25 protein-coding genes are annotated in these 24,653 nt (G+C 42.9%); 11 read left to right on the top strand and 14 right to left on the bottom strand.

Annotation, left to right across the window (positions count from 1 at the left end):
- Positions 1 to 20: 20 nt before the first annotated feature.
- On the bottom strand, positions 21 to 917 hold the full coding sequence (locus VF412_RS05565) for a LysR family transcriptional regulator (protein ID WP_331338225.1): 897 nt from the start codon (positions 915 to 917) through the stop codon (positions 21 to 23).
- Between the two features lie 124 nt (positions 918 to 1,041).
- Here VF412_RS05565 and VF412_RS05570 point away from each other — a divergent pair, with 124 nt between their 5' ends.
- Entirely contained in the window at positions 1,042 to 1,584 is a 543-nt protein-coding gene (locus VF412_RS05570) for a hypothetical protein (protein ID WP_331338226.1), read from the top strand.
- A gap of 63 nt (positions 1,585 to 1,647) precedes the next feature.
- On the opposite strand, the gene VF412_RS05575 is transcribed toward VF412_RS05570, so the two are convergent.
- Together VF412_RS05575 and VF412_RS05580 are read right to left on the bottom strand one after the other, a co-directional pair.
- On the bottom strand, positions 1,648 to 1,857 hold the full coding sequence (locus VF412_RS05575; RefSeq protein ID WP_331338227.1) for a hypothetical protein: 210 nt from the start codon (positions 1,855 to 1,857) through the stop codon (positions 1,648 to 1,650).
- Between the two features lie 2 nt (positions 1,858 to 1,859).
- Positions 1,860 to 2,537 carry a MarC family protein gene (locus VF412_RS05580; RefSeq protein WP_331338228.1) on the bottom strand — a complete coding sequence of 226 codons (678 nt, stop codon included), beginning with the start codon at positions 2,535 to 2,537 and terminating at the stop codon, positions 1,860 to 1,862.
- A gap of 94 nt (positions 2,538 to 2,631) precedes the next feature.
- On the opposite strand from VF412_RS05580, the gene VF412_RS05585 reads away from it, so the two are divergent.
- Both VF412_RS05585 and VF412_RS05590 read left to right on the top strand, forming a co-directional pair.
- Complete coding sequence (locus tag VF412_RS05585) at positions 2,632 to 3,981, top strand: MBL fold metallo-hydrolase (protein ID WP_331338229.1); 1,350 nt, start codon at positions 2,632 to 2,634, stop codon at positions 3,979 to 3,981.
- Between the two features lie 98 nt (positions 3,982 to 4,079).
- Positions 4,080 to 6,482 carry a CHASE3 domain-containing protein gene (locus VF412_RS05590; protein ID WP_331338230.1) on the top strand — a complete coding sequence of 801 codons (2,403 nt, stop codon included), beginning with the start codon at positions 4,080 to 4,082 and terminating at the stop codon, positions 6,480 to 6,482.
- Here the strand turns inward: VF412_RS05590 and VF412_RS05595 are convergent.
- The 3 genes from VF412_RS05595 to VF412_RS05605 form a co-directional block, all read right to left on the bottom strand.
- A complete protein-coding gene (locus VF412_RS05595; protein WP_331338231.1) occupies positions 6,479 to 7,735 on the bottom strand; it encodes an erythromycin esterase family protein in 1,257 nt (418 codons plus the stop codon). The two genes, VF412_RS05590 and VF412_RS05595, sit on opposite strands and share 4 nt — an antisense overlap.
- An 8-nt stretch (positions 7,736 to 7,743) precedes the next feature.
- Positions 7,744 to 8,226 carry a DUF6496 domain-containing protein gene (locus VF412_RS05600; RefSeq protein ID WP_331338232.1) on the bottom strand — a complete coding sequence of 161 codons (483 nt, stop codon included), beginning with the start codon at positions 8,224 to 8,226 and terminating at the stop codon, positions 7,744 to 7,746.
- Positions 8,227 to 8,335: 109 nt separating this feature from the next.
- Positions 8,336 to 8,866, bottom strand: a complete 531-nt coding sequence (locus VF412_RS05605; RefSeq protein ID WP_331338233.1) for a uracil-DNA glycosylase family protein — start codon at positions 8,864 to 8,866, stop codon at positions 8,336 to 8,338.
- A 210-nt stretch (positions 8,867 to 9,076) separates the two neighbouring features.
- Between VF412_RS05605 and VF412_RS05610 the strand changes: the two genes are divergently transcribed.
- Positions 9,077 to 9,940, top strand: coding sequence for a VOC family protein (locus VF412_RS05610; protein ID WP_331338234.1), 864 nt, complete (start codon positions 9,077 to 9,079; stop codon positions 9,938 to 9,940).
- 64 nt (positions 9,941 to 10,004) lie between these two features.
- Here VF412_RS05610 and VF412_RS05615 read toward each other — a convergent pair whose 3' ends face one another.
- On the bottom strand, positions 10,005 to 10,274 hold the full coding sequence (locus tag VF412_RS05615) for an SRPBCC domain-containing protein (protein WP_331338235.1): 270 nt from the start codon (positions 10,272 to 10,274) through the stop codon (positions 10,005 to 10,007).
- A 219-nt stretch (positions 10,275 to 10,493) separates the two neighbouring features.
- On the opposite strand from VF412_RS05615, the gene VF412_RS05620 reads away from it, so the two are divergent.
- A complete protein-coding gene (locus tag VF412_RS05620; RefSeq protein WP_331338236.1) occupies positions 10,494 to 11,465 on the top strand; it encodes a hypothetical protein in 972 nt (323 codons plus the stop codon).
- Positions 11,466 to 11,501: 36 nt separating this feature from the next.
- On the opposite strand, the gene VF412_RS05625 is transcribed toward VF412_RS05620, so the two are convergent.
- Together VF412_RS05625 and VF412_RS05630 are read right to left on the bottom strand one after the other, a co-directional pair.
- Positions 11,502 to 12,737: a multidrug effflux MFS transporter gene (locus VF412_RS05625; RefSeq protein ID WP_331338237.1), complete on the bottom strand. Its 1,236-nt coding sequence runs from the start codon at positions 12,735 to 12,737 to the stop codon at positions 11,502 to 11,504.
- 52 nt (positions 12,738 to 12,789) lie between these two features.
- Entirely contained in the window at positions 12,790 to 13,821 is a 1,032-nt protein-coding gene (locus VF412_RS05630) for an aldo/keto reductase (RefSeq protein WP_331338238.1), read from the bottom strand.
- Positions 13,822 to 14,024: 203 nt separating this feature from the next.
- Here VF412_RS05630 and VF412_RS20050 point away from each other — a divergent pair, with 203 nt between their 5' ends.
- Positions 14,025 to 14,285 carry an ArsR/SmtB family transcription factor gene (locus VF412_RS20050; RefSeq protein ID WP_349258998.1) on the top strand — a complete coding sequence of 87 codons (261 nt, stop codon included), beginning with the start codon at positions 14,025 to 14,027 and terminating at the stop codon, positions 14,283 to 14,285.
- On the opposite strand, the gene VF412_RS05635 is transcribed toward VF412_RS20050, so the two are convergent.
- Positions 14,286 to 14,774: a GNAT family N-acetyltransferase gene (locus tag VF412_RS05635; RefSeq protein ID WP_331338239.1), complete on the bottom strand. Its 489-nt coding sequence runs from the start codon at positions 14,772 to 14,774 to the stop codon at positions 14,286 to 14,288. It abuts the gene before it with no gap.
- Between the two features lie 129 nt (positions 14,775 to 14,903).
- Between VF412_RS05635 and VF412_RS05640 the strand changes: the two genes are divergently transcribed.
- The 4 genes from VF412_RS05640 to VF412_RS05655 all read left to right on the top strand — a co-directional run bounded on the left by VF412_RS05640 (position 14,904) and on the right by VF412_RS05655 (position 18,909).
- Positions 14,904 to 15,206: a hypothetical protein gene (locus tag VF412_RS05640; protein ID WP_331338240.1), complete on the top strand. Its 303-nt coding sequence runs from the start codon at positions 14,904 to 14,906 to the stop codon at positions 15,204 to 15,206.
- Between the two features lie 6 nt (positions 15,207 to 15,212).
- Positions 15,213 to 16,556, top strand: coding sequence for a class I adenylate-forming enzyme family protein (locus VF412_RS05645; RefSeq protein ID WP_331338241.1), 1,344 nt, complete (start codon positions 15,213 to 15,215; stop codon positions 16,554 to 16,556).
- Between the two features lie 251 nt (positions 16,557 to 16,807).
- Positions 16,808 to 17,917: an MBOAT family O-acyltransferase gene (locus VF412_RS05650; protein ID WP_331338242.1), complete on the top strand. Its 1,110-nt coding sequence runs from the start codon at positions 16,808 to 16,810 to the stop codon at positions 17,915 to 17,917.
- Between the two features lie 14 nt (positions 17,918 to 17,931).
- Positions 17,932 to 18,909 (top strand): LLM class flavin-dependent oxidoreductase, encoded by a 978-nt coding sequence (locus VF412_RS05655; protein WP_331338243.1) that lies wholly within the window; start codon positions 17,932 to 17,934, stop codon positions 18,907 to 18,909.
- On the opposite strand, the gene VF412_RS05660 is transcribed toward VF412_RS05655, so the two are convergent.
- The 3 genes from VF412_RS05660 to VF412_RS05670 are packed head-to-tail and all read right to left on the bottom strand — an operon-like array spanning position 18,886 to position 22,446.
- The gene (locus VF412_RS05660) at positions 18,886 to 20,685 is read right to left on the bottom strand and encodes an SGNH/GDSL hydrolase family protein (RefSeq protein ID WP_331338244.1); all 1,800 of its coding nucleotides are present in this window, start codon (positions 20,683 to 20,685) and stop codon (positions 18,886 to 18,888) included. The genes VF412_RS05655 and VF412_RS05660 overlap by 24 nt on opposite strands.
- A complete protein-coding gene (locus VF412_RS05665) occupies positions 20,645 to 21,385 on the bottom strand; it encodes an enoyl-CoA hydratase/isomerase family protein (RefSeq protein ID WP_331338245.1) in 741 nt (246 codons plus the stop codon). Before VF412_RS05665 ends, VF412_RS05660 begins: the two co-directional genes overlap by 41 nt.
- Positions 21,376 to 22,446 (bottom strand): type III polyketide synthase, encoded by a 1,071-nt coding sequence (locus VF412_RS05670; RefSeq protein WP_331338246.1) that lies wholly within the window; start codon positions 22,444 to 22,446, stop codon positions 21,376 to 21,378. The genes VF412_RS05665 and VF412_RS05670 overlap by 10 nt, the downstream gene beginning before the upstream one ends.
- Positions 22,447 to 22,530: 84 nt before the next feature.
- Between VF412_RS05670 and VF412_RS05675 the strand changes: the two genes are divergently transcribed.
- Positions 22,531 to 23,880, top strand: a complete 1,350-nt coding sequence (locus tag VF412_RS05675; protein WP_331338247.1) for a VCBS repeat-containing protein — start codon at positions 22,531 to 22,533, stop codon at positions 23,878 to 23,880.
- On the opposite strand, the gene VF412_RS05680 is transcribed toward VF412_RS05675, so the two are convergent.
- The coding region (locus VF412_RS05680; RefSeq protein ID WP_331338248.1) for a hypothetical protein at positions 23,877 to 24,653 on the bottom strand (777 nt) is incomplete at its 5' end. The genes VF412_RS05675 and VF412_RS05680 overlap by 4 nt on opposite strands.

Genomic DNA, 24,653 nt, shown 5'->3' on the forward strand with positions numbered 1-24,653 from the left:
AGCAGCAAATCCGACTGACTCTAAAATTCCAAGTCGGGAATAAGATGCTTTAAGAACATTCTCGAGGTCAGGCTCAGTTGTTTTCCTTTGGGTTTGGCCAGCCAAAGGTGGAACTCGTGAATATTGTCGACGGGAATCTCAAAAAGATCACCTTTATCGATTTCCTTCTTTACCATAAAACGAGACAGATAAGCGACTCCTTCACCGGCAAGACAGAAGCGCTTTTGTGACTCTTGACTGTTGATTTCAAGGCCTACTTTCGGAGACTCGCCAAAAAGCTCCATCAATACTCGAGAAGGACGACTTTCCAACAATGCGCCGATTGAGCACAAGTAACCGTATGTTTTTAAAACCTTCTTTAATGTTTTATCGTGGTTCGAGGACTTGCATTCTTTCCATATATCAGGATGGCAGACTAAGGCCATCGCTTCCGGTTGAAGTCTTTTATATTCCACGTGAGGCATATTGACCTTTGCAAATAGCAAAGCGAATTCGCTATCCGTGTTCAACAGACCAGTGACGATTTCATCCGGAGTGCCAGAACGAATGCTAGGAACAACCTCGGGGTACTGTCGGCGGAAATCATGCAAAGGTTTTACAAGATAATCGTTCACAACATGATCCGGGGCAGAGAAGCGCAGTGGGCCCTCGCATTTTTCTTGAGCTCCACGACATAAATTTTCGATCTCTTTTTCTGTGCGGAACAACTGTTCACACAGTAAGAAGACTTCTTGACCCTTCGGCGTAAGAACTACGCCATTTTTTGAACGATCAAAAAGAATAACGCCTTCACTTTCTTCAAGCAGAGCCACCGAACGGCTGAGTGCGGATTGACTGGTATTTGTTTTCTTTGCCGCCTCCGAAAATTTTCCAACTTTGGCGACTTCGTAAAACACACGTAAATAATTTAGTTCCATAATTTTAAATACTTACCATTCATCTAAAAATTAGAAGTTAAGCTTTCAATCATTCTAATTTTCAAATTTGAGGAAGTAAATGAAATAGGTCGTATTGAAATTAATTTCTTAAAGGAGATCTAATATGAAACGACTTATTGCGATTCTTGTTCTTTCGCTAGCATCTACTGTGACGATGGCTCACCCGGGTGGTCATACATTGACTTGCACGTCAGCCAAGAATTCTGGTTCGAAGCAAGTCATCGAAGTGAGCTTGGCTCGCTCAAATGGTACTGGCTGGTGGGCTCCTAAAATTCAAATCACTGTTGATGGCAAACAATACCTTTTGGATACTCCAGATGAGATGAATAACTATGGTGAAACAATCAACGATGCTCCTTTGGGTGTGGTGACAGTAAGCGCGGATACCTCTGCAAATAAAGAGGCTAAAACTTACGGAGCATTCTCTGTTGTCGCGATTCCAAATACTGTGAAAGCATTTGATGAGGAAGGAAAGCCAGTGAGTTGGAAATTTGAGGACGAGAAAGACAGCTGCAGCTACTCAAATGGCAAAGCTACTTTTCAAGGTATTCTTCACGGTTATATTGGTCAGGGTCAGCAAGATATAGATATTGACACGCAAATCATGGACTGTGAGCTGAATTACAACTCGGGCATGGCCTGCTAGTTGGTTTCTTGGTTAATACGGGTTGGATTAAAGCCATTTCTTTGTCTGAAATGGCTTTTCATTTTACTCTGCCTGCATGTGAGCATTTACGGTAAAGCCCGCAGCCAGGGAACTTGTGACGGCCACACTAGTTCCCTGATGGATATCTTTAAGCGATGCCTGTTTGAAATTGATTTTCGCAGTCACAATTTTCGAACGATCGTCCGGGCAAAATCCGCTGCCGTTAAAATAAGTCACATCTTTTAATGGCCAATGACGATCCCAAAAATGCATGGTTAGTGAAGTTGGACGTTTTTTGCAACGGCAAGAATTCCGTTCACAAAAATTTGCAAACCCACACAGAAGGTCAAAAAGCCACCAAGCTTGTCGACGACCTGATGACCTTGCTCACTCAATGAGTTTAAAATCCTTGGCGCAAAGTAGTAGCAAATGCACACCAGTGTACACATTAAGAATGAGGCGAGAATCAATGCGGCCTGTTCGAACAGGTGACTGTCGTGTCCAGAGCCAAAGTTGTTTGCACTCAGCGCCAGCAGAACCGAAATTGTACCGCCACCTGTAGTTGTAGGAAAAGCGAGAGGAAAGAAAAGAAGACGTTGCACTTCTGCGGCTGACTGTGGATGACTATCGACTTCTTTTTCGCTGATCTGATTATTCGAGGAGAGTGATTCCAAACCCATCTTTGAAATCAGAAAGCCGCCAGCAAGTTGTACGACAGGAATGGAAATGCCAAAAAAACTAAAGAAGAATCCACCAAACAGCGCGACAATCGTACAAAGACAAAAGCAGTAAAATGCAATGGTTAAAGCAGCAGTAAGACGTTCCGCTGAACTAAGACGCTTTAAAAATGGTTCAACGATTAAAGCAGAGCTGAGGGGGTTCACCGGCGGGAAAAGGGCTACGAAACCTACAAAGGCTGAGTGCAAAAAAGGAAGGACAAAGGTTTTTTCCATATGCAAAGTGTAGGGGCATTAAGATGATTTTGGCAATGTCTTCCTCATGTTGCCCGCGACGATGTTAGCTGCTACATCTTAGGCTATGGATCAAATGAAAATTTCTAGAATTCTTCATGCAGGCTATGTTTTCGAGTGCGGCGACACTCGAATTGCTTTTGATCCAATTTTTGAAAATCCCTTCAGTGTTAACTGCCAGGCCTATCCAAATGTTCGGTTTAATCGAGATGAGATCAAATCTTTGAAGTTTGATGCGGTTTTTATTTCGCACTATCACGACGATCATTGTTCTATGGAAAGTTTGAATCTTTTAGAGCGCGAGACGCCGATCTATATGTTTTGTGTTTTCGAAGAGATGTTCGAATTGATTCGGGCACTGGGCTTTCAGAAAGTATTTTCTTTAACTTTAGATGTTCCCGTTAGAATCGGTTCGCTGACAGTAATCCCACGGAAAGCCTTGGATGCAGATGTAGATTCCTTGTTTCAAATTCAAGGTGCAGGTTTGAATGTTCTAAATGTGGTGGATTCATGGATTGATTACGAGACTCTAGATCTTCTAAAAAGGCAGGGCCCTTGGGATTTGGTGATGTGGCCCTTTCAAACTATGCGTGAAATCGATGTCTTATCACCTCATCGTGCGGCAGTGGCATCTTTAGAAGTGCCGCCTGAATGGATTGAACAAATTCAAGATTTGAATCCGCGTTATATAGTGCCAAGTTCTTGTCAGTTCATTCATGAAACTTGGTCGTGGTTTAGAAGCTTCTATTTTCCGATTTCTTATCAAAGGTTTGCAAATCAAGTAAGGCAGGTGCTGCCTCGATCAGAAGTTATTCGCATGAATCCCTCAACTTCTTGGAATTTGACGAAAGAAGAGTTGAAGCGAGCAGCTCCTCTTTCATGGGTGCATCCCATTGGAAGTCAGGACGTTGACTATGAATTCAATCCTTCCGTGCAAATTCCTTCAACTGCAGAGATTGCAAAACATTTTCCGGCATTGACATCAGAGCAAGCTCAAGATGTCTTAAAATACTGCCAAGTCGATTTACTGAGTCGCTATAGGACTCTCGATTTTTCGGAAGGTTCGTATTTTGAAAAGCCAAGAAATTGGAAACTGATTCTTTATGATCACACTGGTGTTGCAAAGGAATTTAAATATCAAGTTCAAAGTTCTCACATCGAATGTGTAGAGGATTTTCAAGGTCCAGTCTCATGGCTAAGTGAAATTTCAATGACGAAAATGTACGCAGCCCTGACGGAAGGTGAATCCATGTCTTCGATGTATATTCGAATTAATGACATGGAATTTGATCCTCGGGTCGAAGAGGAAATTAAACGGGCGGATGTCTTAGAAGACCCTCTGATTCACTGCCTTTTTGATGGGTACTTTGCCTCTTATCAGAAAGCACAGCTGAGACGTCTAAATGCAGATAGAACAAATTCCTGATCCTCACCTGACGTTAGTCCTTACTCGTGGAAATATCTGAAATCATTTCAGTCACTTGAGTTAGCATAATAATGTCCAATTTAAGTCGGGAGCGCCCAGTGAAAACCTCTGAAAAATTTAGTAAACATATGACAGTAGGTTTTGCGTTTTGTCTAATTGGCCTAATTGCGATCGGCATTTTCCAGCAAAAGAGTATTCAAGATATCAAAGAAATCAGTACTAAACGAGCGCAAGCACGCAGCAATTCGTACGAAATGGTCGTTCTAGAAAACCTGCTGACGGATGCAGAGACCTCCCAGCGTGGCTATCTTTTGACAGGTCGGGAAAGCTATCTCGCACCTTATCGTCAGGCACTTAACGAAATTCCGCAGTCCTATAAAGACCTTGAGGAAAGATTTGCAAGCCAACCTTCTCAACATGATCGCATCAATCGCATTGAAGTTGTGATGAATGATAAGTTGAAGGAGCTTGCCAAGACAATTGAGTTGAAACGCACAAAAAAAACAAAGAACGCATTGCTTCTAGTTAATTCAGGTGACGGTAAACTCTACATGGATGAGTTGCGCACTCTATTTAAAGCCGTAGATGACGAGCAGAGAAAGATGGTTTCGAGTTTGAGTGCCGAGATGGAGCGGATCGTTAGCTTAGCAGCGGCCGTTCTTTTCTTTGGAAGTGTCATTGAAATTCTAATTGTCGGCTATTTGTTACTTCTTTTGATTCGCAGGCAAAAAGAACGGGAATTTGCCATATATGCTTTGGGCGATGCGAAAAATGTTTTGGAAAAGCAGCAAGTTTTATCTTCCATCGTTATCGAAACTCAAAATGAAATTGCCGCGAATGAGGATATGGATCCGAAATCCATTATGGACTTGGTCGTCAGACTTTCAACGAACATCACGGGCTCTGACGGAGCCATTATTGAACTTGTTGATGGTGACGAATTGGTTTACTCGCATGCTTATGGTGCAGCTCATGCCATGCTGGGATTTAGAATTAAAAAAGCCGGAAGTTTTTCTGGTCTATGTCTTGAGCAAGGTCGGGCGTTGAATTGCAAAGATTCTGAAACTGATGATCGTGTCAATCGCGAAGCCTGTCGCAAAGTGAAATTGCGCTCAATGATTGTTGTGCCTCTTATGCACAGGGGATCTATCATTGGTGTTTTGAAGAACTATTCAGCGAAGCCGAATTATTTTGATGAGCCGACGTTCAATGCATTGAAACTTTTAACAGGTTTCTTGTCCGGAGCTCTTGGGAAAGCTCATGAATTTAGCGAGAAAAAGGCTGTGATTGCCGATCTAGAAAAGGCAAAAGCTGAATTAATTGTTTCTCGCGATAAAGCCGAGCAGGCCACACAGGCGAAGTCGCGTTTCCTTGCAAATATGTCTCACGAAATTCGCACTCCCTTAAATGGCATTTTGGGAATGGCAGGCCTGTTGCTTGACGGGCAGCTTGAATCCGAACAACGTGATTATGCCAATGGAGTGAAGGCATCTGCCGACTCGCTGTTGAGACTTGTGAATGATGTCTTGGATTTTTCAAAAATCGAGTCCGGTCATATGGAGTTTGAACAGGTGAACTTTGATATGATCAGCACATTGCGAGACATTTTGAAATCATTTAGCTTTGCTGCGAAACAGAAAGATTTGCAGCTTTCGATGACTGTCGCAACCGAATTTACACCTCTAATAAAAGGTGATCCGGGTCGCATGCGCCAGATTTTTATGAACTTAATCGGTAACGCTATTAAGTTTACACAAAAAGGTTCGATTGAAGTTATTGCGACCCAAGTATCTGAAGACGCGAATAACGTCGTACTTCGCTTTGATATTAAAGATACGGGCATAGGCATTTCTAAGGATGTAGTTCAAAATCTGTTCCAAGAATTTGTACAAGCCGATGTATCTACTACGAGAAGATACGGTGGTACGGGGTTGGGGCTTTCGATTTGTAAGCATCTCGTTGAAAAGATGTCAGGCCAAATGGGAGTCGAGTCTGAGCCAGGAAAGGGATCTAATTTTTGGTTCACGGTTCGGGTGCTCAGAGGCCAGGCAGAAAATACTCAATCAGAAAACATGAGTCCCATGGAAGACCTTCCAGTAAGAGAAAAACCATGGCGTATTCTTGTCGGCGAAGACAATCAGATCAATCAAATCATTATTGCGAAGATGCTCGAACATCTTGGCCTTCGGGCTGACATTGCCGGAAATGGTAAAGAGGTTATCGACTCGCTACAAGCACGTCCCTACGATTTGATTTTGATGGATTGTCACATGCCCGAGATGGATGGCTATGAGGCGACAGCATTTATTCGAGAAAGTCAGACAATCGCAAATCACAAAATTCCAATCATCGCGATGACGGCGAACGCCATGAAGGAAGATCGCGAGAAAACTTTAGCAAGTGGAATGGACGATTTCTTGTCTAAGCCTTTAGATAAGAGGAAAGTCCACACGATGCTATTGAAGTGGCTGAAGCATCTGAACTCGTTGGAAACTGTTTAAAAACCTCCGGGCCAAGCCTCGGGAAATTCCTTGCGATCTTCTTTTTGAGCCAGAGGAGTCAGAGCATTCGTTCGATCGATAAAAACAAATCCATCATATCGATTGGCGAGCGAAGTAGGTACGTAATTCCCGTAGCGTTCATGAGCGGGGTTGTAAACGACACCAATGGCTCTGTGACCGCGCCTTTCTGCAAATGTCTTGTCATGCCGTTGATCCTGAAGCCATTGGAAAATGTGATCGTTTCCTGACTCCAGACATAGACTGTGAAAAAGAGCCTCGTAGGTTTCTGGTTGCCCTTCGGGAACGGGCATCACTTCCGTAGGACCATCCCAAGCTCGAGATGCGATCACAGTGCCTTCATAAGTTCCAAATCCCAACAAGGCGACTTTGTCTTCGCCCCATTCTTCACGAGCAAGACCTCCAATATTGATTTGACCGTCGTCGACCATGGTCGTCGCCCGATAATCTCCAATGTGAGTGTTATGGGCCCACACGATGCCCTTCGAATGAGATCCGTACTTTTCTAAGAGAAGATTCAGGGTCTCCATCATATGAGCATCGCGGATGTTCCATGAATCATCATTTCCTCGAATCATAGCCCGATAATAATCCTCCGCATTTTTTACGATGCGCGCATTTTGCTGGGCATCGAAAAGACGATCACGTTCCCAGTCGGGGCCTCGGGCTCGCAAGAGAATTTGTAGAACCCTCAAGACTTCCTCTTCGCAGCTGTCAGAGAAATAAAGAGATTTTGCGTACTTCTTCTCGTTTTTTTGAAAACGATCAAAGCAGAGATATTGTTTGCGCGCTTCTATGACCATTGCTGGATCGACTTTGCTTAGAATTTTTAAAACTTGATCGATAGATTCAAATAAAGAATACACATCAAGGCCATAAAACCCCGCAGGAGTTTCAAGGCCTTCGGTTAAATTGTACTCTTTCATCCATGTGACGAGGTCCTCAACTGCCGTATTGGCCCACATCCACGTAGGCCAACGACGAAAATCCTTCAGAGCATATCGACTGTTGCCATTTCTTGAAGAGGTCACAAAGTGATTTACTTCTGAGCATGCCGGCCAATCTCCCTCGACAGAGATAAAATTGAACCCGTGTTTAGATATCAGTTCCTGCGAAATCAGTCGTCTCCACTCGTAGTATTCTTGAGTGCCATGGCTGGATTCGCCAAGCATAACGATTTTCGCGTAAGCGATTTTCTTCGCAATCTCTGAGATCTCTTCAGGAGTTGGCCCCATGTTCATTCCTAATGTGCACGCATCTGTCTTGTATGCGCGGCTTTTTTACCGGCAGCACGAAGACCCGCGGCTCCTTTTGTCCTTACCGCTTTGATGGCAGCTTGACGTCGAGAGGCAGGGCCGCGTTTTTGTGCTGACTGTTTAGCAAATTTCGACATTTCTTCTTTTGAAACCGATGAAGTGGGTTCGCGCTTCAAAGCCTTTAGTGAGGCGCGGCTGCGTGTGGCGGATGTCTCAGAAGAAGGGCGCCGAGTTGTTTTTGGTTTTCTAGACGAGGATGCTTTCTTTGTGGGATTCGGAGGAATTTTGACTCCGGCCTTTCTGGCTTCGGAAAGACCAATGGCAACGGCTTGCTTGGCAGACCTTGCTCCATGTTTTCCCGAACGGATTTTATCGATCTCGTCTTTAACGAATTCTCCGGCTTGAGTTGAAGGGGCTTTACCCTGACGGGCTTTCTTGTGTGCGCGTTCGATGGTTGCTCTTTCTGGCATAAGGACCTCCCATCAAAATTCTCGATCTAATTTGTAAAGGAAGAGAGCAAATTGCAATACACGTGATAAAGTACAGCTTCGTATCTAGACTCAAGCAGAGGCGCGGGTGTTAAGTCAGTTGATTTTGCCAGGCGGGATGATTCTTCAAAATTCGCAAAGCAGCCGTGAGTTTCTTTTTTCCCTCTTCGGTGTGAGGCCAGCTAGAGACCCCACTGGGATGGGGAAGACAGATAACATCGACATCTTGACCAAGAAAATGTGCTTTAATTTTCTTGCCGACCACTTCAGAGAGAGTCCGCGATTTTGGAAATGTGTCCACACCAAGGACTTCGGTAATGGCGACTCGGCCGACTGCAATAATAAGATCGGGCTTCAGAATTTGAACTTCTTTTTTGAGATGCTCTCGACAGCGTGCGATCTCTTCAGCATTGGGTTCACGATCCCCTCGTCCTGACTTTCCAGGAAAACATCTTGCGACAGCTGCGATGTAAACATTTTCTCGGAAAGATTCTTCATCAATGCCGGTTCCTTTTTCCATCCACTTGAATAAGGTTTTTCCGGCGGTGTAAGCGAAGGGCTTTCCGTATGTGCTTTCATGCGCTCCAGGTGCCTGTCCTACTAACATCACGGCCGTGTCCACGGCAGGCCCGTGTACTGGACTGCTGCACATGTTAGGGCACTGTCGACATTCGTCAATAATAGAGTGAACTGCATTCAACCGTTTAAGGACTGTCATAGGCCAGAACAGAATATCTGATCTTGAATACAGTCGCCAGTGAGTTGGGACAAAGGCCGGGTAAAAGCCCTTGAAAATTTCTGAAATGTTAGATGAACTAGCATTGGAGGCTTTATGCAAAAGATCAGTCCGTGTTTATGGTTCGATAATCAGGCAGAAGAAGCGGTGAAGTTCTATACCTCTCTCTTTAAAAACTCTAAAATAGGCAAGACCGCTCGATACTCCGAAGATGCCGCGCAGGCCTCAGGACAGAAAAAAGATTCTGTGATGACGGTGGAGTTCCAAATCGCTGGCTATCAAATGACTGCTTTAAATGGTGGGCCCGTATTTAAATTCTCGTCAGCAGTTTCGTTCTTTGTTTGGTGTGATAGCGAGTCTGAAATCAACGGGCTTTGGGAAAAATTATCTCAAGGTGGATCCGCATTGATGGAGATCAATAAATATCCTTGGGCGGAGCGATACGGTTGGTGTGAGGATCGTTACGGAGTTTCATGGCAATTGATGCTAGCTCCGAATAAGCAAAAGATTGCGCCGGCGTTTCTTTATGTGAATAAGCTCTTTGGTAAAGGCGAAGAGGCCATCAATTTCTACACATCAGTATTTAAAGATTCAAAGATCGAAGCCATACATAAAGATCCAAATACGAAGACAGTAATGCATTCTGTTTTTGATTTGGAGAATACGCCATTTGTTTTGATGGAAGGTGCCGGCGATGAGCATAAGCAAGTCATCACTCATGGAATTTCCTTTATCATCAATTGCAAAGATCAAAAAGAATTGGATTATTATTGGGACAAGCTTGGCCAAGGTGGAAATGTTGAACAATGTGGCTGGCTAACTGATAAGTTTGGACTTGCTTGGCAAATCATTCCTGCAGAGTTGGGTGAGATCATGTCTGATCCTAAGAAAGCAGGAGCTGCGATGAAAGCTCTTCTTGGCATGAAGAAGATCGATATCGCAAAACTTAAAGAGGCCTAGTCAAGAGTCTTTTTCTCGGTGGATTGCTCGCTAATTTGTTGCGAGAATCCACCTGCCATAAGGATCATCGATTCAAGCTTTTTTCATTAAACGTTTCCAGAGTCCTTTCAAATTTATCGAGGGACTCGTTCCATCCTTGGGTGCAAAGACGAACCATTTCTTCCGAAAAAAACTCTTTATGTCGTAAAGTCATCTTTGTCTTGTCACCTTGTTCTTTAAATTGGACGGTGACTTCCATTTCCTCAGGTGTGTGGTCTGGTTCAGTCCAAGTTTTCCAAACGAGATTTCTTGGAGCATCAAGAGTTCTTGTGATGAAGACGTCGCCGTTTGCCATAAATACCTCCTGACCTAATAGTACAGGTGAAGAATGTGAGGACCTAATGAGTCTGATTTAAATTGCTGCAAGTCAGTGGACACTCTGGCCTTTGTCTGTTTCATTTTGCAGGGACTAGAAAGATTTCTAGCAAAATTTTTGATAGCGCTGGCTGATTTTTTTGTTCTGTCCTTAACATGTGCGTAGCAGGTCCAACAATGAAATGCACAGGAGGATGCTATGACTTCAAAAGTCTTAATACTTGCAGCACTGCTTAGTGGAGCAACGATTGCTCTGCAAGCAGGAAGCGTTCGCGCTTCAGATGATTTAACGTTGGTTTCGAGCGAGCAACAGGTACAACCGCTCTCTCTAGCTCCAATGAATGATGATCCGACGGCGCCAGGTTGGTCCGCATGGGCAACTATCGGCGGAATTGGTACTTCAGATCCGGCGGCGTGCTCGCGATCAAACTTCAACACTGAAGTTTTTGTTCGTGGAACAGACAATGCTTTGTGGTGGAAACATTGGAACGGAAGTTCGTGGGGCAGTTGGAAATCTCTCGGGGGAATTTTAACTTCCTCACCAGCGGCCGCATGTAGAGGTTCGAATAAAATCGATGTCTTCGGTAGAGGACTCGACAATGCTCTTTGGACAAGAAGCTACAACGGAAGCTCATGGAGCGCGTGGAAAAGCTTGGGTGGAGTTCTTACCTCAGGCCCCGGAGTTTCAACATGGGCAAGTAATCGCCTGGATGTTTTCGTCAGAGGAACCGACAATGCTCTCTGGCATAAATGGATGGTTGGTAGCACCTGGTCTAATTGGGAATCACTCGGTGGTGGACTTACCTCGGACCCTGCTGCGGTTTCATGGGGAAGCAATCGTATTGACGTCTTTGTGCGGGGAACAGACAACGCTCTTTGGCACAAATGGTTTGCCTCTGGGGCCTGGTCAGGATGGGAGTCTTTAGGCGGAGTTCTGACTTCATCACCAGACGTTTCATCGTGGGAGTCAGGTCGCCTTGATGTTTTTGCTCGAGGTACTGACAATGCTCTCTGGCACATTTATTACGGTGGCAGCTGGTCAAGTTGGGAGTCGCTTGGAGGCGGATTAAGTTCTGGTCCCGGCGCAACTTCTTCAGCGAAGAATAGAATTTTAGTTTTTGTCGTTGGCACTGATGGAATGGTTTATTTCAGGGCCTATCGTGGAAATTAATTTTTAAAAGTGCGGGTGGATTCTTTCCGCCCGTACTTAGTGTCCTGTTGGGATCGCAGAGCCTTCCTCAGCTTCGATAACTTTTCCCATGTTGCTTTTGCCCAATAAGAAAATAATCGTTGCTATCATGGATCCTACGGAAAGAATCATCACTATTGGAAGAGCACTATCAGCCGTGAAAAGTCCGACGACAAATGAAGCCAATGCGCCAATTGCCATTTGAATAGCACCCATTAAGGCAGAAGCACTACCAACATTTTTTGTAAATGGGGCAAGCGCAAGGGCTGAAGCATTAGGATTGGTTAAACCGACACAGGCAAGATAGAAGAAGAAACACGCAATAGTTCCAACAATTCCAAACCAACCATTCAGAGTCGCAGTTAAGAATACAACGCCAGTGAGAACCTGTCCCACCAATGCAAATTGCAGAATGTGTTCGTTCTTAAAGAATCGTATGAGCAGAATATTTAACTGGCTCGAGCCGATGAAGCCAATAGAAAGACCTGCAAAGATCCATCCATATACTTGAGCCGATACATGGAATATATCCATAAAAATAATTGGAGAGCCGGCTACATAGACGAAGAGTCCCGCAAAAGCAAAGGCACCAGTAAATGTATAAGTGGAAAACTGACGATCCTTTAATACGCGGATAAAGTTTTTAACGATGGGCTTGATCTTAAGTGAAACCGTATGATCCGCCGAGTGATCTGGTGGAAGTAAGAAGAAACTGATGGCGATCAATGAAAGAGCAATCGCAGAAAGAATAATGAAAATCCAATGCCAGCTGACGTGCGACGCTAAATAACCGCCTACGGTTGGGGCAAGTAATGGAGACGCGCCCAAAATTAAAACTAGAAGCGAAAAGACTTTAGAGCTTTCCTTGATAGAAAAGAAATCACGAACCATCGCAACTGCACTGACCGAAGCCGCACAGCCGCCTAACGCTTGAATGAAACGAAATGCAATCAGCGTCTCTACATTATGTGCCGTCATGCACCCGAAAGAAGCCAAAACGAAAATGGTGAGCCCAAAATACAAAGGCTTTCTGCGACCATAGCGATCTAAGAAGGGACCATACAAAACTTGGCCCACTGCAAGACCAATGAAGTAACTTGAAAGTGATAGCGAAACTCTGGCGACATCAGTTCCAAAATCTTTAGCTATTCCCGGGAATGCTGGCAAATACATATCGATAGCAAACGGACTTAATGCCGTTAGAAATCCAAGTATCAAAATTAGTAAGAAATTATTTCGCTTAGCTTCTGACAAGCAAACCTCAGGGAAAAAGGGCTGAGATATATTCCCTGCCCAATTAAGCAAACTATTGTGCGATCGCTGGAAGAGACTTCATCAATTGTGGGAAACCTTGTTGATGCCAATATGGATAAATTCTTGGTGTATCACTAGCGGCGTCGAGACGAGCCACCTCTTCCGCGGTCAAAGACCATCCTATAGCACCTAAGTTTTGTTTCAATTGTTCTTCGTTACGAGCACCAACAACAATATTAGAAATGGTTGGACGTCTTAGAATCCAATTCAACGCAACCTGTGGAATTGTTTTATTGCGCTCTTTTCCAATGGCATCAAGCACATCAACGACATTATATAATATCTCACTGTTATAAGGAACAAAGCTGATTTGGCCAAGGCGACTGTCTTTCGGAGCTGGCTTATCGCGACGAATTTTTCCGCTCAATGCGCCACCGGCTAAAGGACTCCAAACGATTGTGCCGACACCCTGATCAAGAGCTAATGGCATTAATTCCCATTCAAGTTCACGACCCACAAGTGAGTAGTACGTCTGATGAGCTACATATTTTGCCCAACCATGCTTTTCTGAAGCAGACAAAGATTTCATCAAATGCCATCCAGAAAAATTAGAACAGGCGATGTAGCGAATTTTGCCTGCGCGAATTAAATCATCCAAAGTGTGCAGAGTTTCCTCTACCGGAGTATGAGAATCCATTCCATGCATGTGGAAGATATCAATATGATCGACACCGAGTCTGCGCAAGCTTGCCTCGACAGATTCAGTCAAATGTTGGCGCGAAGATCCAAAGTCATTGGGTGCATCTGTCATTGGGAACGTTGCTTTAGTTGAAATCAGCAATTGATTGCGTTTTCCTTCGATGGCTTTGCCAAGAATTTCTTCGGCCTGACCGCGAGAATAAACATTTGCTGTATCAAATAGGTTTAGTCCAGCATCAAGGCAAATATCAACAAGTCGTTTGGCTTCTTGAACATCTGTGCTGCCCCAAGCTTTGAAAAACTCGTTGCCGCCTCCGAAAGTCGCGGTGCCAAAGCTAAGTACAGGAACTTGCAATCCAGATTGACCAAGTCTTCTATATTCCATTTTTATGTAATCCTTTTTATAGTGAGGGAGGGTAACTCTGAATTACAGTAAGCCCGATTCTTCCATATTTCAATATTATTGAAGTATTGGAACAATGAATTCTTATTGAAAAATGAAACGTAACAATATAGTGTGTGTCCGTGGCTAGAGCATTTGTTCATCCGTCAGCTAAAGATTTCACCATAGATAGCGTATTGTACGCTATGGCGGATCCTGTTAGGCGCGGGATTATTCTGAAGTTATTAAACAATTGCGATGGCATGAGCTGTACTGAGACATGTGAAAATATGTCCCCTTCAACAATATCGTTTCATTACAAGGTTCTTCGCGAAAGTGGTTTGATTAGATCTGAAAAGGTCGGGGTTCAGGTTTTGAACACAGTTCGAACTGATGAAATGAACAAAAGATTCCCGGGCCTTTTAGATTCTATTCTCAAGCACCACAAGGAATCTAAATCGAAGTAATTAAGCTTTTTCTGCTAAGCTTTTAAGGGATTCGCCAGTTACACGGTGAACTGTCCACTCGGTCATGGGCTTAGAGCCTAGCGATAAATAAAAATCAATCGCCGGCTTATTCCAATCAAGAACAGACCATTCAAGTCGGCCACATCCCCTTTCGACGGCTATCTTCGCAAGCTCACGTAGAATTTTTTTGCCGTATCCTTTGCTGCGATATTCAGGCAAAACAAAAAGGTCCTCTAAGTAAATCCCAGGCATTCCCAAGAACGTTGAATAGCTGTGGAAGAAAAGTGCGAAACCGACTTTCTTCCCATTCTCTTCGAGGAAAATGACTTCGGCATATTTTTTATCACCGAAGAGTGTTTTCTTTAGAATTTCTTCCGTTGTTACAACCTCATGCTCGAGCTTTTCATAGATCGCAAGTTCGGTAATAAAATGAAGAATTGTGGGAATATCAGATTCCTTTGCAGGAACAATTTGAATATTTTTATTCATAGTCAGTCTTTTAAACTATGTAGAGGATCATTGACTAGACTTTTGATAAATATCTGCAAAAGTTGATTGAATTCATTTGTGAGGAAAATTAGTGACAAGGGTTTGTTTGGGATAGCTATAATACAGTCTATGGAATTAGATGCGATCCGGAACAACATCGTCATGCCAGCAATCCGCAGGGCCAACGAAACAATGCCGCACTTTAACCTGGAGAACGTGGACGCTACGACGGTTTTTTATGGCCTTCCTGGTGCCGTTTTAGATTCTTTGAATTTGGTGAGTTTTGTTTTCATCATCGAAGATGAAGTTGCGAGACAGGCAAGAAAGACCATCAAAATTACCACAGAGGATGTATTAGAAACTCAAACACCTCCATTTGCCAATATCGAAAATCTTTGCCGCTTTCTGCAAGACAAGATGGCTCAAGAGTAAGTGATCATGCAAATCGAGAATTGGAAGAACAATACAAAAACTTTCATCTACGAAAATGACCAAGTCATAACTTACAGTCAGCTTTATGAAGATTTACGAAATTTACAGGAAAAACTTCGTGCGAAGTTTCCAACGCGCCATGCGTTTTTGGTTGAAGCAGAAAATACCTATTCATTGTATTTGAAGAATTTGGCTTTGCTTGAGCTGGGTCACATTGTGTTTCCTAGCCCTACTTATCAATTTCAAGACGAGGCGTTTCGTCAATTTGTTCACGACGAGACGGGAATTCGCTTTGTCCTTTGGCCAAAGAATTTTACAGTTGATCAGCTATCTGGCGATATTATCGAAGTTTCCAGCGAAGTTTTGAAGGAATATCGCGTCCCTAAAACGGGGTTATTCATTGTTCGAACGTCAGGTTCGTCAGGGAGAAAATTTAAGCTTGTTCTTCATGACTATCAAAAGTTTTTAAAAAAGTACCAAACTATTGGTGCTCACTTTAGAAAGACTTTTGCATTTTCTCCGGCGGAATCAATCGCCGGAATGGAGACTGTTTTAGAGGCATTGTCACATCAAGCTGAATTGATTGTGGCAGGCGATCGCTTAAGCCCCGCCCAAGTGCTCGAGCTTCTTAGTCGCTATCAAGTTGATTATTTCCAAACAACACCGACTTTTTTAAATTTGCTCGCGACCTCGGGCCAAGTTGCTGGAAAAGATTTATCGGCTTTAAAGAAAATTGCATATGGCTCAGAGCCTGCTCAATTGCCAGTCCTAAAATCTTTAAAGAAGTCTTTGCCGCAAATTGAATTCATGCACACCTATGGCATGTCAGAGATTGGAATTCAAAAGACTTTTACGAATCAAGAAGATCCGAGTGTTTTCCGTTTAGATATGGCGGTGAATCCGGCCCGATTGGTTGACGGTATGGTGCAGGTTCAGTCATTGACCCCGCTGATTTGCTATTTGAACGAGCCGGAAATGCCAATGGACGGCAATTGGTTCAAAACTTTTGACGTAGCAAATGTCGAAAGTGAGTACTGGCGTGTTGTGGGTCGCACAGGGGATTTGATTAATCTTGCTGGCCGCAAATTCTTTCCCAGCGAAGTTGAATCACTCATTCTCGAGATGGATGAAGTGCAAGATGCCACGGTTATCAAAGAAACCAATGACTTTATTGGAAATATTTTGATTGCGAAGATTGTAATTTCTGAGGATTTAACAGAGCAAGAGTTTCTGAAAAAGTTTAAAGAATTCTGCGAAAAGCGTGTTCCTTTCTATATGCATCCTCATAAAACGATTATTAGTAAAGAGGCTAATATTAGCACTCGTTTTAAAAAGATTCGAAAGTCATGATTTATTCATCTCTGACTTTCGTATTCTTTGGGATCCTTATTCTGCTGGTGTTCTATTTCCTGCCGAAAAGATTTCGAATTTTTTGGCTTTGTGTCGCAAGCTTTGCTTGGTACTCCACTTGGAAATGGCAATGGGCTGCTATTCTCTTTGGAATTCTGGCAATTAATTATATCGGCTTGTGCTGGATTCGTGCTCGGGCCCTAGAGACACGAAAGAGGCCTTTAACAGGTTTGTTGCTGATAAATATTGCAGTGTTCATTTTTCTGAAAGTGGGAAAAGTTGGCTCATGGCAGTTTGATACTCCTTATGGGACCAGCTTTTTTATGTTCATGATCTTTGCCTATATCGTGGATTTATTAAGAGCTGGCGTGACCGGTCCTATTGAAAAGGCTCAAAGTTTTTTTCTAATGCCCAGCTTTTTTCCGTTGCTGGTTGGAGGGCCGATCGAGCGTGCCCGACATTTTTTCCCTCAGTTGAAAGACGGTCTTGAGTTTCGATATGACAATGTCGTCGACGGTATTTTGATTTTCGCATACGGTTTTACCAAAAAGAATTGCTTGGGGCTAGGTTTGAGTTCATTGAATTGGGACCTCCAGCATTTTGCTGAGTTGAATCCATTTCTATTTATTTTTGTAGGTCTTTTAAAAACCTTCCACGCTTATATTGATTTTTCCAGTTATTGCGATATGGGGCGTGGGGTTGCAAAATGCTTTGGTATCGATCTCACGATCAACTTCCGCCCAATTATTTTTTCTAAAAATCCTAATGATTTCTGGCAGCGTTGGAATATTACTTTAGGGACTTGGATTCGTGACTATATAAGCTTTCCAATGATGCTAAATTGGGGGCGAGTCATTAACCACAATGTGATCTTATTCTGTTCATTCGTCGTTGTAGGTTTATGGCACGGGTTTACTTTAAACTGGCTGGCCTTTGGCATTTTCAATGGCGTGATGATCATTCTCTTCAACTGGACCCAAAGAAAAATTAAAATTGGAAAGCTTGGATATCTTTTTACTTTCGTGATCTTTGTCGGAAATGGATTGTTTCAGCAAAGTGAGGTTTTAGAAGCTATTGTCGCTTCAGTAAAACAATTTGATTCAGCACATTTTCCACTGGTTTACGAGCTGAGAACCTCAACAAGTTCCAAATTAACCCCGGTATTTTTCAGCGCTTTAGCAGGCGTTTTCATCATGGACATCTTGCAAGAGCTAAAAAAAGACGTTGATTGGTACACTAAGATTCCAAAGTATCTTAAGGTTTCATTGGTTGCTATTATTGTTGGCACTTTCCTTTTGGCGATGGACATCGGTAAGCTGACGGACGTGAATGAACCTCCTCCGGTTTATTTTAAGATTTGATGGTGGATAACAACATGGATAAAAAAGAAACATTCTTTGTAAATATCTTTCCAATGAATGATCGCCGCGATGAAATGAATTTTAAGGCTGTCGCGGATGAGGTTGTTCAATTTTCAGTCGACATGGGCTTTAAATACACTCTGGTAACGGTGGGAGATAAAAGATTAGATCCATGGATGGTATCTCAGTACTGCATGGCAAAAAACGATAAGTTCAATCCATTAATTGCTGTGAATCCATTCTATCAACATCCTATTGATATCGTGAAAAAAGTGGTGGCCCTTGATAAGATGTTTTCTAATAAAGTGGCATTGAATTTTGTAACAGGTTCTTTTTTTGGAGAGTTAAAAGCCGTTACTGATAAACTATCCTTTGAAGAGCGTGGAAATCGTTTAAAAGAGTTCTTTCATCTCGTACAAAGCCTTTTGATTGCGAAAAAGCCAGTCACCTTTCAAGGCCAATACTATCATCTGGATAGTGCCGATGTTTATCCTAAATTTTCAAAGAACTCATTTGAGTCATTTGTTTCTGGAGCATTGCTGAATGAATTCAAAGATCAAAAAGATGCCTTCTTCGTTAAAAGTATCCGTCCTTTAGATCAAATGAGTTCCGCGAATGCCCAACATTGTGGTTTGGGACTTGGAATCTGCGCCCGCAATACCAAAGAGGAAGCGATTGCAGTGGCTAATCATCTTTTTCCAGAGGATCGCCGTGGTGAAATGCTTTTTGGCTTTTCAATCGCCAATAATGAAACTCCTTGGAATAAGTGGCTGAAAGATTATTTGAAAGACGGAAAAGAAGACTATTCTTTCTTCTTGCGCCCTTTGAAGAACTTCTGGTCTTCAACGCCGTATATCGTCGGCTCGTATCAAGAAGTTGCGGAGAAAATAAAGCAATATTCTGACTTGGGCTACAGTTTCTTTGTTCTGGATTTCTTACCGGAGGAAGCAACTCACGTGCAACGTTGTCTAGAGATTTTTCGAAACCTGTGATTTCTCAGCAAACACTTCCTCGTAAAGAATAGGGCTTAACCATTCAGACAAAACTTTGATGCCACTAGGTGTTGGATGTGTAAAGTCCCACCAATAGAGTCCTTGGGTCATTGGTAAAGGATTTAGAACGGCATTGGGATTTAAAATTAAGGCGCCGTGCTTTTGCAAGTGTCGCAGTCTTATTTTGTATGGAAAGTAATAACTGTCTGACGCGAAAGCTGTATCCGCTTGCTCAAGATTTTGCTCCAGAGTCGAAGCCAATACATGAGCTTGAAGATTTCCATTTTCACTATTCTGTGGAGGAACCATGACGATGGTTTGAATTTTCTTTTTTCGCGCATAATCGATCAGCTCTTCGATGGGCGGAATGACGTTGTCGTCTTCGAGAAAAATTGTCAGGTAAAGAAAATCCGGTTGGAATAAATCAATTTGATGCTTTAAATGCGGCAAGGTTTGAGCGTCGATGCTTAAATTGCTCTCTGAAATATTCAAAGATTCTAAGATTTGCCCAGTGTGCTTTTCTTTTAAAAGGTCGCTGATGTTCTGCTGATTGCGATAGAAAAAACTTTGCGAGTTGCGTTCTGCCCCGGCCCCCGCACTAAAAGAGCCGCCAATATAAAGAATTCTTTTTGTGGAAGGATCTTTAGGCCCCGCAGTCCAATTCTTGTCGAGTTCTACAAATTTGCAGTCATTTCCATGGCAGAATTGATAGGGCAATTGATCTACGTGAACTCCCATGTGCTTAAGGTCGTCATAAGTCAGTGGGGTTTCGCCGAGGAAAGTCTTCCATTGATTGAAGAACGAGTATCTGACTTTTTCAAAATTCAGATAGTAGAAACTGCTATTCATGGAATTAAACTCAAAGGGGGCGTAACTGAATCTTTGAGCTATTCGAGAATAATAGAAATAATCGAATGAATACCAGAAAATCCCCAGACAAAGAACTATTTGAGAGGCTTTAAAAAGAAGTCCTGGAAAATTTTTGAATCTATTAAGGGCAAGGAAAAGCAAGGATAAGACAAAGACAATAATTGTAATAACCGCCAGATTTTTAACAAAGAAAGTTTTTTCATCTTTGTTGTTGTTGAAATCAAAAGTTCTTACATGTCCGGTGTCATCGGCTGTCGTAATTGAAAAGATCTCGATATCAGAAAGACTTGTTAGAAAGCCAAATCGTGTATTTGGGGTAAATGACTTCTTGAACGTCTGTACTTTTTCAGAATTCACCAAAAGAGTCAGTTCATTAGGGGCCGTTTGAGCCAAGGTCACAGTATTTATTCGAAGATTGTCGATCGGTGCATCAAAGGCCTTGCTATTTAAGAACTTGCCGTCGGCGGTGCTATCATAAACTAAAGAAGGATATAGTTCGTTACGGCTGATGCGCACGCCGGAAAACTTGTTATCTTCGACGTCAAAAAGGAGATCGACGTAGCCGTCTCCTTGAATGCGCACATCCATTGAATATGATTTTAAACTTTGGGTCTCTGTGGAAAAGATTCTTTGATGTCCATAAGCGGGCAAAGGCTTAAAACGATTTCCTGCCAATTCGACACGACCAACAAGAGCTTCCACATGATAAGCAGGTGGAAATTCAACCAGGCTTTTATACGATTTCCACTGAGGATGGGATAGCAAGACGTTCTGAGAATAAAGATACGATTTGTTCCAAATGTAGGCACTTAAGATAGTGAAGACTATCGCGAGCAGAATAAGAAATAATCTGGATTGTCCCAGTTTATTTTTTAAATTTTGAACTGCGTTGACGGAAATCATCACTATGTCTCATTTTCGCTGAAGAGCTCAGCATTCGTTGAAGGATATCGGATGCAAAGAACTGGTCGCGAATTGTTTTCTTGATTTCTGCGAGCGACCGAGCACTGTTTTCACTGATTTCTCTTAGAATCAAATTGGCTTTTGCCGAGTGGTCTTGCTGAGAGACCAAATGATGAACAAGTCCCCAGCGCAAAGCTTCATCAGCGCTGAAAACTCTTGCTGTCAAAGAAGCTTCCGCGAAATGTGAAGCTCCAATTTTATGAATGACCAAGGGGGTAATGATTCCCGGAACTAAACCTATTTTGGCTTCAGAAAGCGCAAAGTCAGTGGAAGTATCGCAGACTACAATATCGCTGACTGCGACAAGACCCAATCCGCCGCCATAAATTCTTCCATGGGCAAGACAGACTATCGGAATGTCTAAATTGAGAGCACTTTCATAAAGCTCTTTGAGCACCTTAAGATCAGCCTGGTTTTCTTTTTCCGAAAGGTCTGTCGCATGGCTCATCCATTCAAGATCGGCGCCAGTGCAAAAATTCTTTCCATTTCCTGACAGGACGAGGGCTCTTAGATTTTTATTGGCAGAAGCCCGCTGAAATTCGTCACGCAGTTGAGTCGCCATTTCAAAGTTATAGGCGTTGGATTTTTCAGGGCGATTCAAAGTCATCCAAAGGATGTCATTTTCTATCTTAGTTAAGACCATTGTAGCAATGCCATTTCTATGGTGAGTCCAGGTCCCATGGTCATAACGAGGCCGTAATCAAGAGGATGAACCGTGTTTTCCTCAATCAAGCGCTGATAGCTGAATAAAAAACTTCCACTAGAGACATTGCCAAAATCTTGAAGAACAGACCGCGTGTGGCGAAGGGCATCACTTGGAAGTTGCAATGTCTTTTCCATAGCATCAAGAATAGCAGCTCCGCCCGAGTGCACAATCCAATGCTTAAGTTGTTTATCTGTGACGTCCATTTTACCAAGAAGATTCGCAAAAGGTTTTTTCACCTCGCGCGCTAAAGTTTCTGGAGTTTTCTTATCAACATAGAAGCTATAGCGACCTTTTTCCAAATCCCAATTAAAACGCAAAAGATCCAAAGAGTTTGAAATCAAATGGCTTGAGAAAGACAAAATACTGGGATGAGAGGGATCTCTTTGTACTTTTGAGTTTTGCAAAACCGCAGCAACAACCCCATCACCAAAGAGGCTATTTACCAGGGCCGTATTTTCAGAGTCGTCAATAGTGTAAATGCAGGAACAGAGCTCACAGCAAATAAGTAACCCGATTTTTTCAGGATTGCTTGCACACCAGTTGGCCGCACTCTGCAATCCATTCAAGCCTGCATTACAACCCATGCCGACGATGTCGACTCGTTGTGTGTCGGAATTCAGTCCGAGCTCTTCAATAACCAAAGCAGATAAACCAGGAACAACGAAACCTGTTGAGGTCACGCAGGCGATGTAATCGACATCGCTCAGTTTGACTTGAGCCTTTCTTAATGCGACTTGAATGGCTTTATCGATGATTTTCGTTGAGTGATGAAGAAACTTTTCGCGAAGCTGCACCGGGCTTTCTTCTTCTAGAACTCCATTTTGCGAGAGGTTCTTTGGAAGCAGGAGGTGGCGTGTCTTAATGTGTTCGTGTTCAAAGAAACGTTTGGCCTTGGACGATTGAATGCCCATAAGCTGCGCCGCCTCTTCTTGGGTGAAGCAAGTTTCGGGTACAGCGGTTCCGACTGCTAGGATTCTTGTCCTTGGCTCCATGCTCACGCTAGTCTTCCTCTTTGAAAAAACGCATGCAATAATGATAAGTGTAGGAATTGATTTCGCAAAGAATTTGTTGAGTTTATTTATATGAAAAGACGACTAGCTATATCGCTAACATTTATTCTTGTTCTAACTGTGGTCTTGCTCACTTTGAGAAAGTCGCAAAAAGATAACGAAAGCGGCATTCGTTATTGCTCAGCCTTTCAAAGTAAACTGACGAAGGTGACTGGGCAAATTGCCAGCAAGGAGCCTTTTCAAATCGTATATGCCTTTCCTCTCGACTATAAGGATGGAAAAAATCCGGATTTTATTATCACGGAACTGAAGGGTGACTTCTGGAAGGACAAACAGGCACCCCATCCGCGACTTCGATACATCAAAAATTTAGGAGACGGAAAGTTTGCGGAAGATGAGAATTTTCCAGTCTTCGAAACTCTGCATGCGCGTCATCTAGTTCCGGTTGAGCTGAATGAAGGTCGAGGTTTTATATTCGCAGATCACGGTTTGGATGCACCACCATTTCTTGGATCGTTCCCGAGAATGATCCTGAAGCAGAAAGATGGAACTTGGCGAGAATATACAAAAGAGCTTTTGCCACAGAATCCCTCGTTCAACTTTCATGTGACGACATTCAATATGGACAAGAATGGTCCCGACCTTTTTGTCAGCGTTGTCAGCGATGCGGGGAAGTCCAAGGGATCTTATCTGCTTAAAAATGATGGTCATGATCATTTTGCTATTTCAGATAAAATTCCCGAGGATCTTCGCAAGGGTGATGCGTGCTTTATGACGAATCATGTGGCGGATCTTTTAGGAGACGGCAAAAAGGAAATCATTATTGGTGGCTGCGACAGGCCACCGGGAACAAAAATGGCTGCGCGCGATCGAATTCTTCGTTTGGTGAATGGAACTCTTGAGTATGCTCCTGAAGAGAGCATTCCTTTGCGTGCTAAAGATGAAAGCTGGGGCACGGTTGCGATCGCGACTGCGGATCTAAACCACGATGGCCATCCTGATATCGTTGAAGCCGTTCATAATTTTGGATTCACAAAAGGTGCTATTCAAATTCATTTGAATACGGGCAGAGATTTAAAATTCCGTGAGGCAGAGCAAAGTCTTCTTCAACCTGCAGAGAAAAATAAGACGAGTTTCATCCCCTGGGTTCGTCTTGGAGATTTGGATGGGGATGGATTGCCAGAGATTCTGGCTCCGATCACGCCGATATTCAAAGACGGAATAGATCCGAAATTGGAAAAGAACTTCGCACTATATAAAAATGTCGACGGCGAGCATTTTGCGAATGTGGGACCGTGCTTGGGTTCGAAGTTGCCTTATATTTCCGATGCGGAATTTATGGATCTTAATAATGACGGAAAGCTGGATATTTTGTTGTTAAGCTCTGACGGACATTTCGAAATCTATTATAATAAATTTTAGGACTGACTCTCGATATACTTTTTTAACTGATCAAGATTTTTTTCAGAGTTCTTCTGAAGCTGCACATGATAAATCTGGCTATGAGAAATTAAATAAAGAGCTCTTTTAAAACGTGACCAAGCAATTTTTCCCAAAGCTAGCATATTGTCTTCGCGGATGAGAAACTCCCTCATCTGCATATTTCCGAGACCTAAAATAACTCGAACAGCGAATATAAGTTGAATCAGGAAGGCTGCCTTCATCACCTTGAATTGTTTTCCCCAGTGAGTGATCACAAAGATTTTATGAATTCGTTGCGGTCCCATCGGTGAAAAAGGAGAAAGCGTGATAAGATCTCTTTCTCCAGACAATCGTAAGACTCGCATGCTTTGCTGAGATTTTGCCTCGATAGATTTCTTCATGGCGATGGGAAGGGCCAATCCGTAAAGAAGACCGCTATTGTCGATCAAGCAAGTTTCGTCACTGTAAATTTTTAGAGGTGGATTCTCTAGTTGGCCTTGATAAGCTAAGTACGATTTTCCGCCACCACTCGACGCTGAAATCAAAATATTCTGATTGTTGTATTGGAATCCAAGACAGTGAAGACGGTGAATTCCTTGAAGGTCTAAAAGTTCTCCGGATGACGACAAAAGATACATTCTTAAAATATCGAAAAGCTCATCGCTGTCTGTGCCATTTAACTCGGTGGCAAACCCGTGATCTGTTCTTTGAATTTGCAGGGTTTCTCCGTGAGGATATACACAGATCCGGTCTTTGAAGCCGAAGGCCTTGCA

Origin of the sequence: Bdellovibrio sp., assembly GCF_036384735.1 — a bacterium.
Taxonomy (GTDB): domain Bacteria; phylum Bdellovibrionota; class Bdellovibrionia; order Bdellovibrionales; family Bdellovibrionaceae; genus Bdellovibrio.